The organism is Cupriavidus sp. GW823-FHT07B10 (assembly GCF_058794355.1).
The window spans coordinates 244,910-258,268 of the sequence record NZ_JBXAGS010000007.1; the positions used below are offsets into that span (position 1 = coordinate 244,910).

At 67.6% G+C, this 13,359-nt stretch carries 12 protein-coding genes and 2 tRNA genes; 3 read left to right on the forward strand and 11 right to left on the reverse strand.

The window, feature by feature from the left end; genetic code table 11:
• Nucleotides 1-38 precede the first annotated feature (38 nt).
• The 6 genes from AC1Q6V_RS17620 to AC1Q6V_RS17645 form a co-directional block, all read right to left on the reverse strand.
• Nucleotides 39-1,454 (reverse strand): DUF1254 domain-containing protein, encoded by a 1,416-nt coding sequence (locus tag AC1Q6V_RS17620; RefSeq protein WP_454750242.1) that lies wholly within the window; start codon nucleotides 1,452-1,454, stop codon nucleotides 39-41.
• 248 nt (nucleotides 1,455-1,702) lie between these two features.
• Nucleotides 1,703-2,482, reverse strand: coding sequence for a 3-oxoadipate enol-lactonase (gene pcaD, locus AC1Q6V_RS17625; RefSeq protein ID WP_058696817.1), 780 nt, complete (start codon nucleotides 2,480-2,482; stop codon nucleotides 1,703-1,705).
• 39 nt (nucleotides 2,483-2,521) lie between these two features.
• A complete protein-coding gene (gene catC, locus AC1Q6V_RS17630; protein ID WP_010814570.1) occupies nucleotides 2,522-2,806 on the reverse strand; it encodes a muconolactone Delta-isomerase in 285 nt (94 codons plus the stop codon).
• A gap of 53 nt (nucleotides 2,807-2,859) precedes the next feature.
• Nucleotides 2,860-3,156 (reverse strand): YciI family protein, encoded by a 297-nt coding sequence (locus AC1Q6V_RS17635; RefSeq protein WP_010814571.1) that lies wholly within the window; start codon nucleotides 3,154-3,156, stop codon nucleotides 2,860-2,862.
• Between the two features lie 41 nt (nucleotides 3,157-3,197).
• Complete coding sequence (locus AC1Q6V_RS17640; RefSeq protein ID WP_454750241.1) at nucleotides 3,198-4,538, reverse strand: short-chain fatty acid transporter; 1,341 nt, start codon at nucleotides 4,536-4,538, stop codon at nucleotides 3,198-3,200.
• A 211-nt stretch (nucleotides 4,539-4,749) separates the two neighbouring features.
• Nucleotides 4,750-5,127 (reverse strand): hypothetical protein, encoded by a 378-nt coding sequence (locus AC1Q6V_RS17645; protein WP_010814573.1) that lies wholly within the window; start codon nucleotides 5,125-5,127, stop codon nucleotides 4,750-4,752.
• A 224-nt stretch (nucleotides 5,128-5,351) separates the two neighbouring features.
• On the opposite strand from AC1Q6V_RS17645, the gene AC1Q6V_RS17650 reads away from it, so the two are divergent.
• On the forward strand, nucleotides 5,352-7,049 hold the full coding sequence (locus tag AC1Q6V_RS17650) for an MBL fold metallo-hydrolase (RefSeq protein ID WP_439671902.1): 1,698 nt from the start codon (nucleotides 5,352-5,354) through the stop codon (nucleotides 7,047-7,049).
• 88 nt (nucleotides 7,050-7,137) lie between these two features.
• A tRNA-Arg gene (locus tag AC1Q6V_RS17655) sits at nucleotides 7,138-7,214 on the forward strand.
• Between the two features lie 90 nt (nucleotides 7,215-7,304).
• Here AC1Q6V_RS17655 and AC1Q6V_RS17660 read toward each other — a convergent pair.
• Nucleotides 7,305-8,201: a hydrolase gene (locus AC1Q6V_RS17660; RefSeq protein ID WP_037024230.1), complete on the reverse strand. Its 897-nt coding sequence runs from the start codon at nucleotides 8,199-8,201 to the stop codon at nucleotides 7,305-7,307.
• A 217-nt stretch (nucleotides 8,202-8,418) separates the two neighbouring features.
• Here AC1Q6V_RS17660 and AC1Q6V_RS17665 point away from each other — a divergent pair, with 217 nt between their 5' ends.
• Nucleotides 8,419-10,224 (forward strand): GGDEF domain-containing protein, encoded by a 1,806-nt coding sequence (locus tag AC1Q6V_RS17665; protein ID WP_037024232.1) that lies wholly within the window; start codon nucleotides 8,419-8,421, stop codon nucleotides 10,222-10,224.
• Nucleotides 10,225-10,396: 172 nt separating this feature from the next.
• Here the strand turns inward: AC1Q6V_RS17665 and AC1Q6V_RS17670 are convergent.
• The 4 genes from AC1Q6V_RS17670 to upp form a co-directional block, all read right to left on the reverse strand.
• A tRNA-Leu gene (locus AC1Q6V_RS17670) sits at nucleotides 10,397-10,483 on the reverse strand.
• Nucleotides 10,484-10,578: 95 nt separating this feature from the next.
• Nucleotides 10,579-11,865, reverse strand: a complete 1,287-nt coding sequence (locus AC1Q6V_RS17675; protein WP_439671903.1) for an amidohydrolase family protein — start codon at nucleotides 11,863-11,865, stop codon at nucleotides 10,579-10,581.
• A 70-nt stretch (nucleotides 11,866-11,935) separates the two neighbouring features.
• Complete coding sequence (locus AC1Q6V_RS17680) at nucleotides 11,936-12,628, reverse strand: TetR/AcrR family transcriptional regulator (RefSeq protein ID WP_010814578.1); 693 nt, start codon at nucleotides 12,626-12,628, stop codon at nucleotides 11,936-11,938.
• A complete protein-coding gene (upp, locus tag AC1Q6V_RS17685; protein ID WP_010814579.1) occupies nucleotides 12,628-13,314 on the reverse strand; it encodes a uracil phosphoribosyltransferase in 687 nt (228 codons plus the stop codon). The genes AC1Q6V_RS17680 and upp overlap by 1 nt, the downstream gene beginning before the upstream one ends.
• Nucleotides 13,315-13,359 lie beyond the last annotated feature (45 nt).

The following is a 13,359-nucleotide window of genomic DNA, read 5'->3' on the forward strand; positions in this document are numbered from 1 at the left end:
TCACAGGCATGCGGCCTTTGTCCTCGATGGCGGCCTCGTCAGTCCACCTGCATCACCGCCGGCGGCATCCAGTTGCCGTCCAGCAGCACCTGCTCCGGCCAGTACGCGCGCAGCATCATGTTCAGGCCATCGGGCGGCGCCGGCAGCCAGTTCGCCGCCTTGGCGCCGGCCGGGCGCTCGTGCTGGATATAGATATCGAGCGAGCCGTCGCGGTTGTAGCGCAGGCGGTCGCGGCTGCCCACGGCGTAGCGCTGGATCGGGTTGGGAATGAACGCCTGCCGGTCGTTGTACAGCGTCAGCGACCAGAACGCGCGCGCCGGCGGCAACTGGTCCTTGTCGAAATGCAGCACATAGCGCGCCCCGCCCTGCAGCGGCTTGCCGTTGGCATCCGTGCGGGTGGAGGCGTAGATCGCGTCTTCGGGCAGGTTGGCACCCAGGCCCACCCACGCGGTCACCGCGCGGCGGCCGTAGCTGGTGCCATAAGTGCCCAGGTCGCGATGCATGACCCAGCCGTTGCCGGCATCGGCATTGCCCTTGCGCGCACCCTGAACGATCGCGGCCAGCGCAGCGGTAGCACCCTCCTGCACCGCGCGCGCGGTGGAGGGCTCCATCACCGTGGTCTTAAACGGCACCCCCGGGGTGATGCCCATGCGGCGGAGCTTGTCCACCATGGCGGCATCGGCGGGCGCCGGCGGATTGGCCGGCAGCAAGGCGGCAAAGCGCGTGAAGAAGGCCTGTGCATCCATTGCCGCCACCAGCTCCACGGGCGAGCTTTCAGGGTCGATGGCCGTGGGCCGCGGCGCGGCCTTCTCCGGCACGCGCCGCCCGCCACCCCAGGCCGACAGCGGCGTCAGCCGGTACTGGTCCTGGAGCCGGTGCACCACCGGGAAGTCCTGCTTGCCATTGGCCTGCGTACGGCCGATCAACCAGACCATCGACGTGGGCGAACGGATCTCCTGCATGCCCTTGGGCAGCGTGCCGCGCCAGTCAGGCCCGGTGATGGCGAAGTTGCCGCGGCGGGTGCCGGTGGTGCGCTTGCCCGGCGACGCGAACACATTGGTCCACGCATCCATCAGCGGCATCAGGTAGTAGCGCCCGTACGTATCGGGCACCGACAGGATGACCGGCTCCCTGGACAGGTCGAGCCAGGCCGACGAATACAGCGTGTCGGCATTGGGGCTGACCACGTCGGTGAAGCTGGCGTCCGGGAAGGTGCGCTTGTGGTGGAAGGTATTGGCCGGCGTGCGCAGCGTCATCAGCTCGCGCGTCACGTCCGTCAGCACCATCGGATAGGCGAAGGTGAAGACCTCGGCGGACAAGGCCTTCATCGCCTGGTCGGACGGCGGTTGCTCGGCGACTGCCGGGCTGGTTCCGTGATCCGGCGCGGACGCACAGCCGGACAGCATGACGGCAAGCGTGACCGCGCTCGCCAGTTGACGCAAGGATGGCTTCATGACCCCGTTTTCCCAATGTTTTTGCGGCTTTTCGGGTGTTGCGGCTATGACTGCCGGCATGTCGTCCCGAAGGCGCATCTATTCCGTGCGCATCTTGTCCCGCGCGCCGGTGACCTGTCAATTCCTCTGAAGCCGGGAAGCGAGGGCAAGCGCACCGAACGCCGGCGGCATCGGTCACGGGTGAATCATAAGCACTATCAGGGGTGATGAAAGCCGCACGCATGGCTCGGCCTTTCCGCCTCAGAGCCTCAGCGCGTCAGGAAATCCAGCACCACCTTGCTGAACGCCTCGGCCTGCTCCAGGTTGGAGATATGTGCGGCCTCCAGCTCGACATAGTGGGCGCCCGGGATCGTCTGCGCCAGGAACACGCCATCGCGCGGCGGCGTGGGCAGGTCGCCCGAGCCAGCGATCACCAGCGTCGGCGTGGCGATCTTTTCGATTTGCGCGCGCAGGTCGGCATCGCGCACCGCCAGGCAGTTGGCCGCGTAGCCCGCAGCCGGGGTGGCCCCGAGCATGGCGCGCAGCGATGCCACCAGCCCCGGATGCGCGGCCGCGTACGGCGGGGTGAGCCATTTGTCGACTACCGCGGCAGCGATCGATGCCACGCCGTCGCGCCCGACCGCAGCGGCGCGGTTGGTCCAGTTCTCCGGCGGGCCGATATAGGCAGCGGTATTGCACAACACCAGCTTGCGCAGGCGCGGACCATGGTTCAGGGCCAGCCACATGCCAGTGATGCCACCCATCGACAAGCCGCAGAAACTGGCTTCGCCGATGCCAAGGTGATCGAGCAACGCGATCACGTCGCCGCCGAGTTGCGCGATGCTGTACGGACCCGCCGGCACCGACGACTCGCCATGGCCGCGCGTGTCATAGCGCAGCACGCGGAAGTGCTGGCTGAAGGCCGCCACCTGCGGCTCCCACATGCTGAAGCTGGTGCCCAGCGAATTGGACAGCACCAGCACCGGCAGGTGCTCGGCGCCATCGAGGCGGTAATGCAGTCGGAGGTTGGCGAGGTCGGCGTATGGCATGGCGTTTGGCTCAGGATCAGGTGGCTGGATGGCAGGCGCTCAGTTCGGCGCGATGGCCGAACCGTGTTGCGCCAGCGGCGTGACCTTGATCTCCATGTACGGGTACAGCGGCAGCATGGTCAGCAGCGTGTGCAGTTCGTCGTTGTCGCCGACATCGAAGATGCTGACGTTGGCGTACTGGCCCACCACACGCCACAGGTGGCGCCACTTGCCTTCGCGCTGCAGGCGCTGCGACATGGCCTTCTCGTCGGCCTTGAGCTGCTCCACCAGTTGTGGATCGAGCGATGCGGGAATCTTGACGGTCATTTCTGCCATGAACAACATGGGGTCTCCTTGTCCGGGGGTATGGTGGGATGGAGGCAGCGCGGGCTGCCTCGTCAAAGATGGCGCACGCCGTCGAGATAGGCCTTGCGCCAGCGCACGATGCGCACCTCGGCAAACAAACCCGCCTCGGTGAACGGATCGGCGTCGATGAATTGCTGTGCCGCGTCGCGGGTGTCGACATCGACGATATAGATGCCGCCTCCGGCATCCGAGCCATCGTCGTTGAGCTTGGCGCCGCAAGCCAGCAGCAAGTCCTTGTTGGCTTCCAGGTAATCCAGGTGGCTGGCACGGGTGGCCTGGCGCACATGCTGGTGATTGGGCTTGTCGACGGTTTCGATCAGGTACGGCATGGCAATCCTCCTGTCAGCGGCACGCTGGCCGCGGGTCAAAGTCAGGCAATCTGCGCGCCCCACAGCAGCAGCGCGGCAATGTAGATCAGGCCCACCCAGAACATCATGATCACGGTGTAGCCCATCACGTCCTTCAGGTTCAGCCTGGACAGCGCCAGCGCCGGCAATATCCAGAACGGCTGCACCAGGTCGTTCCAGGCATTGCCGAGCATCACCGACATCGAGGTCTGGCTGACCGAGCTGTTGATGGCCTTGGCCGCATCGACCATGAACGGGCCCTGGATCATCCAGTGGCCACCGCCCGACGGTGCGAAGAAGTTGATCACGAACGAACTGAGCAGCCCCCAGAACGGCAGCGTCTGCGGCGTGGCGATCTCCACGAACACACGCGAGATGGTATCCACCAGCCCCGAGCCGGCCATGATCGCCATGATGCCTGCATAGAACGGATACTGCAGGATGATGCCGGAAATGGTCTTGATGCCTTCGTTCAGCTTGGCCACGTAGTTGACCGGCGTGCCCAGCAGCAGCACGCCCGCGAACAGGATCAGGAAGTTGATCAGGTTCAGGTCGAGCGAGCCGCCCTGCGTGAAGTAGATGACCGCGTAGGCCATGCCGCACAGGCCGATGGCCAGGCTCAGGATACGGCTGTTGTTCAGGCGCGCGGCCAGGGTGTTCTCGCCGCCCATGCTGTGGGCCGAGCCGGCCTCGGCCTTGGCGGGTTCCTGGTCGCGGCGGATCTCCACCACTTCGGCCGGGTTGCGCGGATGCAGCCAGGCATTGAGCAGCGGCAGCGTGACGATCACCGCCAGGCTGGTCAGCAGCATCGGCGTGGAGAAGATGGTTTCAGACAGCGGGATCACGCCCATCAGCTTTTCCATCGGGTGGCCCGGGGTGGAGATCAGCACCGGGATGCTGGCCGACAGGCCCAGCCCGTACAGGGTGAAGCCGCTGTACGCGGCGGCGATGATGAGCGGGTAATGCACGCCACGGACCTTCAGCGCCAGCTTCCTGACGATGATGCCGCCGATCACCAGCCCGAAGCCCCAGTTCAGGTAGCTGCCGATGCCGCCCACCAGCGTGGCGACGATCACCGCGGTGCGCGGCGAGTGCACGGCGCTGACGATGCGGTCGAGCATGCGGTCAGTGAACGGCGCGGTGGCCAGCACGTAGCCCATCGCCAGGATCACCGCCATCTGCGTGGTAAATGCCAGCAGGTTCCAGAACCCCTTGCCCCAGCTGGCGATCACGGCCGGCGCTGCCTGCCCTTGCACCGTCACCGCCAGCGCCATCGTCAGCAAGGTCAGGCCGATGGCAAATACAAAGGGATCCGGCAGGTACCGGCGCATGAGTTCGGTGAAGAACCCGGCAATCTTGCTCATAGCTTCCTTGTCTCCAGTTTCGGCCAAAGTTACGCCACTAGAACTACAGTTCTATATGCGAACTTCGAAAATACGCGTGGCTATGCTAAGAGCCGGTCGACCGGTTGGTCAAGGAAATGGGGACGCGCGATTACATTCGTTTCGCGCAACAATTGTTGAATGAGGCCTGGAATTTTCTACGCAGGCCATGCAATGCGGACGATCGGCAGGATCAATAGCGCATCTGCACATCATCGACCTTGCCCGTACGCGCGTTGTACAGGCAGGCGTAGTGGAAGCCGATCGCCGACGAACTGTCGTCAGGCTCGAACACGCCTTCGCCATTGACCGAGGTTTGCGCATTGGGGCGCAGGTAGTACTGCTCGCGGTCGGCCATCAGCATCACGCTGCCGGGCTGCGGGTAGCGGCGCTTGAGGGCTTCCGCCACGGCCGGCTCGCAGGCCATGGACGCGGCCCTGGATGCGGCTTGTGGATCGACGGTGATGCGGGTGGTGGCCGGGGGCACAGGGCGCGGTGCCATCTGCGGCGGCGTTTCGCAGGCGGCCAGCAGGCACACCAGCGGCAGGCACAGGCAAGAAGCTCGGATCACGCGGACCTCCTCAGAAGGAGGGCGCCGGCAACGGGCACCCCAAAAAGTGAAGCGGAGCTATCAGGTTACTGCCTCTGGCCGGAAAAGCCAAAGCCGGCGCGCCCGGGCAGCCCGGCAATGCCCCGCCGATAGCGAATCCTTGAACGCGGCTAAACTATGGCACGCGGCAGCGCCCCGGGTTCCGGCCAGGTGCGTGCCGCCAGCACAACCACGATGCCGACACAATGACAACCACAGAGACAAGCGGCAACCGCCCTGCCACCCCTGCTCCCCTGCTGCGCACCGCCGCCAGCCTGCTCGTCGTGCGCGATGCGCCGGCCGGCATGGAAGTGCTGCTGGTACGCCGCGTCGAACGCGCCAACGACCGCAGCAGCGGCGCCTACGTTTTCCCGGGCGGCACGCTCGACGCGCAGGACAAGGCCCTGCACGCGCATGCCCACGGCCTGGACGACGCCCTTGCCAGCGAACGCCTGGGCATGCCGGCCAGCGGCCTGGACTTCTACCTGGCCGCCTTGCGAGAATGCTATGAAGAGGCCGGCCTGCTGTTTGCCTGTGACCGCGACGGGCGCCCGCATTCGCCGCACCAGCTCGGCGCCGCCGGCCAGGCGCTGCTGCGCGAGGCAGTGCAGCGCGGCGGCCCCGGCCTGGCCCACGCTTGCGAGCAACTGGGCCTGCGCCTGGCGGCCGACCGGCTCGCCTATCACAGCTACTGGCTGACGCCCCCCGGCCTGCCCAAGCGTTTCGATACCCGCTTCTTTGTCGCCATCGCCCCCGAAGGCCAGGTGGCCGTGCCCGACGGCACCGAGATCGTGGAGCACCGCTGGATTCGCCCCGGCGAGGCCGCCGATCCCGCCAGCGGCCTGCCGCTGATGCACGTCACGCGCCGCACGCTGAGCTCGATCGCGCAGTTTGAAAGCGCCGCGGCCTGCTTCGCTTATTACTCGCAGCTGCGCGGCATTGCCTGCATCATGCCGCGGCTGGCCACCGGCGCGGCCGGCGTGCGCCCGGTGATGCCGAACGAGCCGTGCTACGCCGAGATCGGCCGCATCGATCCCGACGGCAACACGCACGGCCGTTATGAGCTGGTACCGGGCGTGCCGGTACGACTGTCCGAGCGCGTCTGGCGCGTGACCGCCAACAACGGCAACGTGATGACGGGCCCGGGCACCAACACCTACCTGATAGGCGGCGGCGCGCGCAATGAATGGGCCGTGATCGATCCGGGCCCGGACGATGGCGAGCATGTGCGCGCCATCCTTGCTGCCGCACCCGGCCCGATCCGCTGGATCCTCGCCACGCATACCCACCTGGACCATTCGCCCGCTGCCGCCGCGCTGCAGGCCGCCACCGGCGCCACGGTGCTCGGGCGTGCCGCGCCTGCCGGCCAGTGGCAGGACCTCAGCTTCCAGCCACAGCGCGAACTGAACCACGGCGAGCGCCTTGCCATCACCGAGGACTGCACCCTGCGCGTGTGCCACACGCCGGGCCACGCCTCGAACCACCTCTGCTACCTGCTGGAAGAAGAACAGACACTCTTTACCGGCGACCACGTGATGCAGGGCTCGACCGTCGTCATCGGCCCGCCCGATGGCGACATGCGCGCCTACCTGGACTCGCTCGCAGCACTGCAGGATGAAGACCTCGACTGGCTGGCGCCGGGCCATGGCTTCCTGATCGCGCGCCCGCAGGACGCCATCCGCATCCTGGTCCGGCACCGGCTGCAGCGCGAGGCCAAGGTCGTTGCCGCACTGCGCGAACTGAGCCCGGCACCGATCGGCGAGCTGCTGCTGCGCGTCTACGACGATGTGCCGCCGCGCATGCATCCGGTTGCGCAGCGATCGCTGCTGGCGCACCTGCTCAAGCTGCGCGATGACGGCAAGGCGCAGGAAGCGGACGGCATCTGGTCGAACGCCACGGCGTAGCACCGGCGCGGGCATCGGGGCCAGTTGAAGATTTTTGGCGGGGGGCTTGCGCAAACCAGAAATTGCGCTACAATGGCGCCTCTCGTGTGCGGCTGTAGCTCAGTTGGATAGAGTACTTGGCTACGAACCAAGGGGTCGTGGGTTCGAATCCTGCCAGCCGCGCCACCTATGCAGAAAGAAAAAGGGCTTCCGGAAACGGAAGCCCTTTTTTCATTGCGGCGCTCGCATTTGGCGCCACCCTCCCCACTACCACCACTACCACCGATAGCGCGCCCCGACCGTTCCGCCCGGGTTGCGCCCCGCCCTCACCTTGAACCACAGCTTCATGCCGGTCGATGTATTGCCATGCGCGCCGATGTTGAAGGAGAACAACCCGCGCAGCAGGTCGGCATCGATCTTGGTGCCGTTGATGTTGATGACCTGTTTGCGGCTGTCCTGCCACCAGTCAGCCTCGACAAAGGGATAAATACCGGCCAGCCGCGTCGGCTGCGCGCCGTACAGGCGCACGCCAATGCCGGCGGCGCTGGCATCGCCGGGCATGGCTTGCATCGGCATGCCGGAGACGGGAGACATGCCAGGCTGGTAGGCCAGCTGCAAGCGCGGCTGGATGGTCAGCCCGCCTGCGCGCGGCACCACGGCATCGACCGCCAGCGCCATGGTGCGCATGCGACTGTCGGCAAAACCGCCTGCGCTGGTGATGTCATCCAGGTGCAGCGACACCCGGCGCGGGCGTTCGGCCATGGCGGCGGTTTCACGGTCGACCGCGGCAAGGCCGGGCGCATCGTCATCGGGCCCGGGGCCCATGGCAAGCGTTAACGCGGATGGGGATGACTGCGACGGCGCGGCATACTCGACGGTGACGGGCTCGGCGGGCGTGGCGGACCAGGCAGGAGCAGCGGTGTCGGCAACCAGCAGATCGGGCACGTCGGCCATGGCGGGCTGCCCGGCTTGCGCCTGCAGCGGCTGGTCCCAGCCGGAGACGCCCTGGCTTTCCGGAACGGCGTCATCTGCATGGGCCAGTGCACACATCAGCATGGCCAGGATGACGCTGTACTGCAGGTGATGCAGGACCATGCCGTGATGCGCGGCACATGCGTGCCACCCGGGGCAAGTCCCCGCCTCCCTTTCTCTCGATGACAAGACCGTAGTCATGGCAACCACCTTCGGACGTTATATGTGCCTGCCCGATGAGTTCGAGCATAGGTCAAATGCCCTGCCAGCGTTAGCCGGGAATGTTCGGCCGCGCGCGCCCCGTACGACCCTGTCAGCGAGCAAATTCGGCCTGGCCGCTGCGCCTTTTCGTTAATAATGGCGGTAATGACAAATCTTGCAGACATCGCCCGGCAAGCTGCCGCCGGGAGCAAACCTTATGGCCTTGTGGCAACGTGCGCGCCGGCGTGAGTCCGAACCCGGGGGCATGGCACCGCCGGCCGGACGCAGCCGCAGCCTGAAGCGCAAGCTGGCGATCGCCACGGCGGTCGGCGGGCTCTGCACCCTGGTGCTCGCCGCGCTGGTGATGGCCCGCTCGTATGGCGACTTCACCTCGGCGCGGCAGAACCTGTACGACATCTCGGCATACCGCGAGCTGCTCGAGGCCGCCAACGTGCTGTCCGCGGAACGTGGACCGGCCAACAGCGTGCTGGGAGATCCACCCTCGCCCAACACCTCCGCGCGTGAGCGCCTGCAAGCGTTCCGTGCCCGCAGCGATGCCGCGCTGGCGCGCCTGGCCGCGCCGCCGCCGGCACCCTTCGGCCTGCACAACCACCACCTGCCGCCGCTCATGGTCGAGCGCGTGCGCGAACGCCTGGCGCGGGCGCGGGCCGAGATCGACGAACTCGCCGGGCGGCCGCGCCAGGACCGTGACATGGACGAGATCCGCCATGCCATCGAAAGCATGTTCGAGGTCGTGGACGCGCTGCAGCCGGTCATCGCCTGGCAGGTGCGCGAACTGTCCGCCTGCGACGACGGCCTGGCGGCGCCGGCGCTGACCGGCAGGATGCTGGGCGACCTGCGCGAGTATGGCGGGCGCATCGCCTCGCAGATCATGGCGCCCGTGGCGGCGCGCCAGCCGATGCCAGTGCAGAGCCTGGTGGACGCCACGCGCTCGCGCGGCCGGCTGCTGGAGCTATGGCAGCTGGCGGGGCCGGCGTACAACATGTTCGGCGCCGTGCCCGCGCTGGAGCAGGCATACGCCGACGCCGGCCACCAGTTCTTCGGCCAGGGCCTGTCGATGATCGACAGCCTGGTTGCGCAGGGCCGCGTCTCGGGCAATTACTCGATGACGCCGACGGAGCTGACCAACCGCTACGTGCGCACGCTGGAGCCGCTGGAGCGGTTGCGCAGGGTATTCCTGGACGAGGTGGTCGCGCATTTCACCGCAGCGCGCGCACAAGCGCTGCGCGAACTGACGGCAGCGTGCGGCACGTCGGCGCTGATCCTTGCCGTGCTGGGCTACGTGCTGGTGTTCATGCAGCGCTCGGTGATCCTGCCGCTGCTGCGCGCCGGCGACGAAGTGATCGGCCTGGCCGAGGCGCGCGAACACCCGCACTACGCTGCGCCAGCGGCGTCCGCCAGGCCCGCGGCGGAGATGCGGCGCCTGTTCGATGCCATCGAGATCCTGCGCCGCAAGCTGCGCGAGCGCGCCTCGCTGACCGAACAACTGGAACACCAGGCGCGCACCGACAGCCTGACCGGGCTGCTGAACCGGCGCGCGCTGGAGCTGGTGGCCGCGCAGTACGCGGCACACGACAGCGCCAGCCTGGTGCTGATCGACGTGGACCGCTTCAAGCAGATCAACGACCGCCATGGCCATGCCGCCGGCGACCAGGTGCTGCGCGACATCGCTGCGATGATGCGCGCGCTGGTGCCGCCCGAAGGCGTGCTGGCACGCTTCGGCGGCGAGGAGTTCGCGCTGCTGCTGCCGCACGGCAGGCCGGGCGAGGCCGCCGCGCTGGCCGAAACCCTGCGCGCGGAAATCGCGTCGCGCCCGGTCTACCTGTCGGGCAGCACCCAGCTGTGCGTCACCGCCAGCTTCGGCGTGGCCATCGGGCGCGGCGGCGAGCGTCACTGGCAGCGGCTGTTCGGCGCGGCCGACGCTGCCATGTACCGCGCCAAGGCCGAAGGGCGCAACTGCGTGCGCGAAGCACAGCGCGAGGAAGGGGTGGCAGCCGGCTGAAGCAGGCCGGCCCCGGCACCAGCACGGAAACAATGGACGAAAAAAACCCGCATCGCTGCGGGCTTCTTCCACATATCCGGCACCGCCGCCTCGGTATCGAATGGCGGTGACCCGGTCACTCACGCCGGGCTAAAACGAAGAAAGGCTCGCTTGCGCGAGCCTTTCTAAATATTGGTGCCCAGAAGAGGACTCGAACCTCCACAGTGTTGCCACCGCTAGGACCTGAACCTAGTGCGTCTACCAATTCCGCCATCTGGGCTTCGTTTCGCTGCATTGCTGCCGCGATGCGAAGAAAGAAATTATGCCGAGCGCGTCAGGGACTGTCAACACCCTGACACAAAAAATTTGTGATCCTTATTGCCCGCCGCCGCGCCGCAGGAAATCCACCTGCGCCGGCCGGCCAGGCAGGTCCAGCGCAGCCATCGCCATGGGCATGCTGGCGATGGTCTTGCCGGCACGCAGCACCCGCAGCCTCGTGGCGCGCAGGCGGATCGCCTCCACCGGGTCGCGCGCCTGCAGCAGCACCAGGTCGGCGCGGCAGCCAGGCGCCACGCCGTAGCCATCCAGCCCCAGGATCTGCGCGGGCATGGCGGTCACGGCGGCGAAGCAAGCGCGCATGGCTTCCTGCCCGGTCATCTGCGCGACATGCAGCCCCATGTGCGCCACTTCCAGCATGTCGCCGGAGCCCAGGCTGTACCACGGATCCATCACGCAATCGTGGCCGAACGCCACCGGTACGCCGGCCGCCAGCAACTCCGGCACCCGCGTCATGCCGCGGCGCCGCGGATAGGTATCGTGCCGCCCCTGCAGCGTGATGTTGATCAGCGGATTGGCGATCGCCGCCACGCCGGCCTCGCGCATCAGCGGGATCAGCTTGGATACGTAATAGTTGTCCATTGAATGCATCGAGGTCAGGTGCGAGCCCGCCACCCTGCCCTGCAGGCCGAGCCGCACGGTCTCGCTGGCCAGCGTCTCGATATGGCGCGACAGCGGGTCGTCGCTCTCGTCGCAATGCATGTCGACGCGCAGGCCGCGGTCCGCCGCCAGCTCGCACAGCAGCCGCACAGATTCGGCGCCCTGCGCCATGGTGCGCTCGAAATGCGGGATGCCGCCGACCACGTCGACGCCCATGTCCAGCGCGCGCTTCAGGTTGTCCAGCGCGCCGGGCGCGCGCAGCACGCCGTCCTGCGGGAACGCCACCAGCTGCAGGTCCAGGTAGGGGCGCACGCGCTCGCGCACGTGCAGCAGCGCCTCCACCGCGAGCAGCCGCGGATCGCACACGTCCACATGCGAGCGGATCGCCAGCAGCCCGCGCGCCACCGCCCAGTCGCAATAGGCCAGCGCGCGCTCGACCAGTGCCTCCTGCGTCAGCATCGGCTTGAGCTCGCCCCACAGCGCAATGCCTTCGAGCAGCGTGCCCGACTGGTTCACGCGCGGCAACCCGTACGACAGTGTGGCGTCCATATGGAAGTGCGCATCGACGAACGGCGGCGTCACCAGGTGGCCGGCCGCATCGATCTCGTCGGCGGCGTGCGCGGCCAGTGCCGGCTCAACCGCGGCGATGCGGCCCGCGGCAATGCCGATATCGATGTCGGTGCGCCCGTCGGGCAGGTTGCAGTGCCGCAGGATCAGGTCGAGCATGGAGGTCTCTCAGGCAGGAGGCACGGCGATACGGCGATGTTCTCACGGCGCCGGCTCCGGCGCCACGGCGTCATGCGCGCCGGTCGGGCGCCGCGGGCTCGGGGTCGAGTCCGCAGCCGCGCAGCAGCAGCGCCACCAGGTGCTCGGTGGCCTGCGCATAGTCCCGCTGCTCCAGCTGGCTGACGCCGAGCACCGCGCATACCTGCGACTCGAAATCCGCATAGGTCTGCGTGGCCGCCCAGATCGTGAAGAACAGGTGCTGGGGGTCGACCGGCGCCATCTGGCCGCGGTCGATCCACTGCTGCACCACCGCGGCCTTGCGCGACACCAGTTCGCGCAGCACCTGCCGCAGGACCTCGCCGATCTCATGCGCGCCGTGCAGCAGTTCGTTGGCAAATACGCGCGATGCATCCGGATGACTGGCCGACAGCCGCATCTTGGCGCGGATGTATTGTTCCAGCGCCACCTGCGGCGGCAGCTCGGCGCGGATGATGTCGGTCTCCGACAGCCACAGCTGCAGCGTATGCGCCAGCACGGCGCGGTACAGGGCCTGCTTGGTGCGGAAGTAGTAATGCAGGTTGGACTTGGGCACGCCGGCGCGCACCGCGATCTCGGCCATGGTGGCGCCGGCAAAGCCCGCGCGCGCAAAGACATGCTCGGCCGCGCGCAGGATCATGGCCTGGTTCTCCTGCCGGATGCGCCCGCCCGGCGCATCGCACGCGGGCAGGGGGCGCCGCGCCGCGGCGCTGGCCTGCGTGTCCATCAGCGCGTGCCGTAGAGGCGGTCGCCGGCGTCGCCCAGCCCGGGCACGATATAGCCGTGCTCGTTGAGCGTTTCGTCGATGGCCGCGGTGACGATGCCGACCTCAGGGTGCGCCGCGCGCAGCGCGCGCAGCCCCGGGCGCGAGGCGATCAGGCACACGTACTTCATGGTGGTGACGCCGGCCTCTTTCAGGCGGTTCAGCGCGGCAATGGCCGAGTTGCCGGTGGCCAGCATCGGGTCCACCACGATCACCATGCGCTCCTGGATGTCTTCCGGCATCTTGAAGTAGTACTCGATCGGCTCCAGCGTCTCGGGGTCGCGGTACAGGCCGATATGCCCGACGCGCGCCGCCGGCAGCAGCTCCAGCATGCCGTCGATAAAGCCGTTGCCCGCGCGCAGGATCGACACCAGGCACAGCTTCTTGCCCGACAGCACCCGCGACTGCATCGGCGCGATCGGCGTGCGGATGGCGACCGTCTCCATGGCTAGGTCGCGCGTGGCTTCGTAGGTCAGCAACTGGCTGATTTCACGCACCAGCCGGCGGAAGTTGTCGGTGGTGGTGTCCTCGCTGCGCACCAGGGTGACCTTGTGCTGCACCAGCGGGTGGTCGACGACCAGCACCCCGGCCAGGCCGGCAGGATCGGCATCGAGTGGCTCAACAGCGGGAACAGCGGACATGTCGTTCATGGTGACGCTCCAGATGCCAGGTTTCACACGCAATGCCTGCCGGCA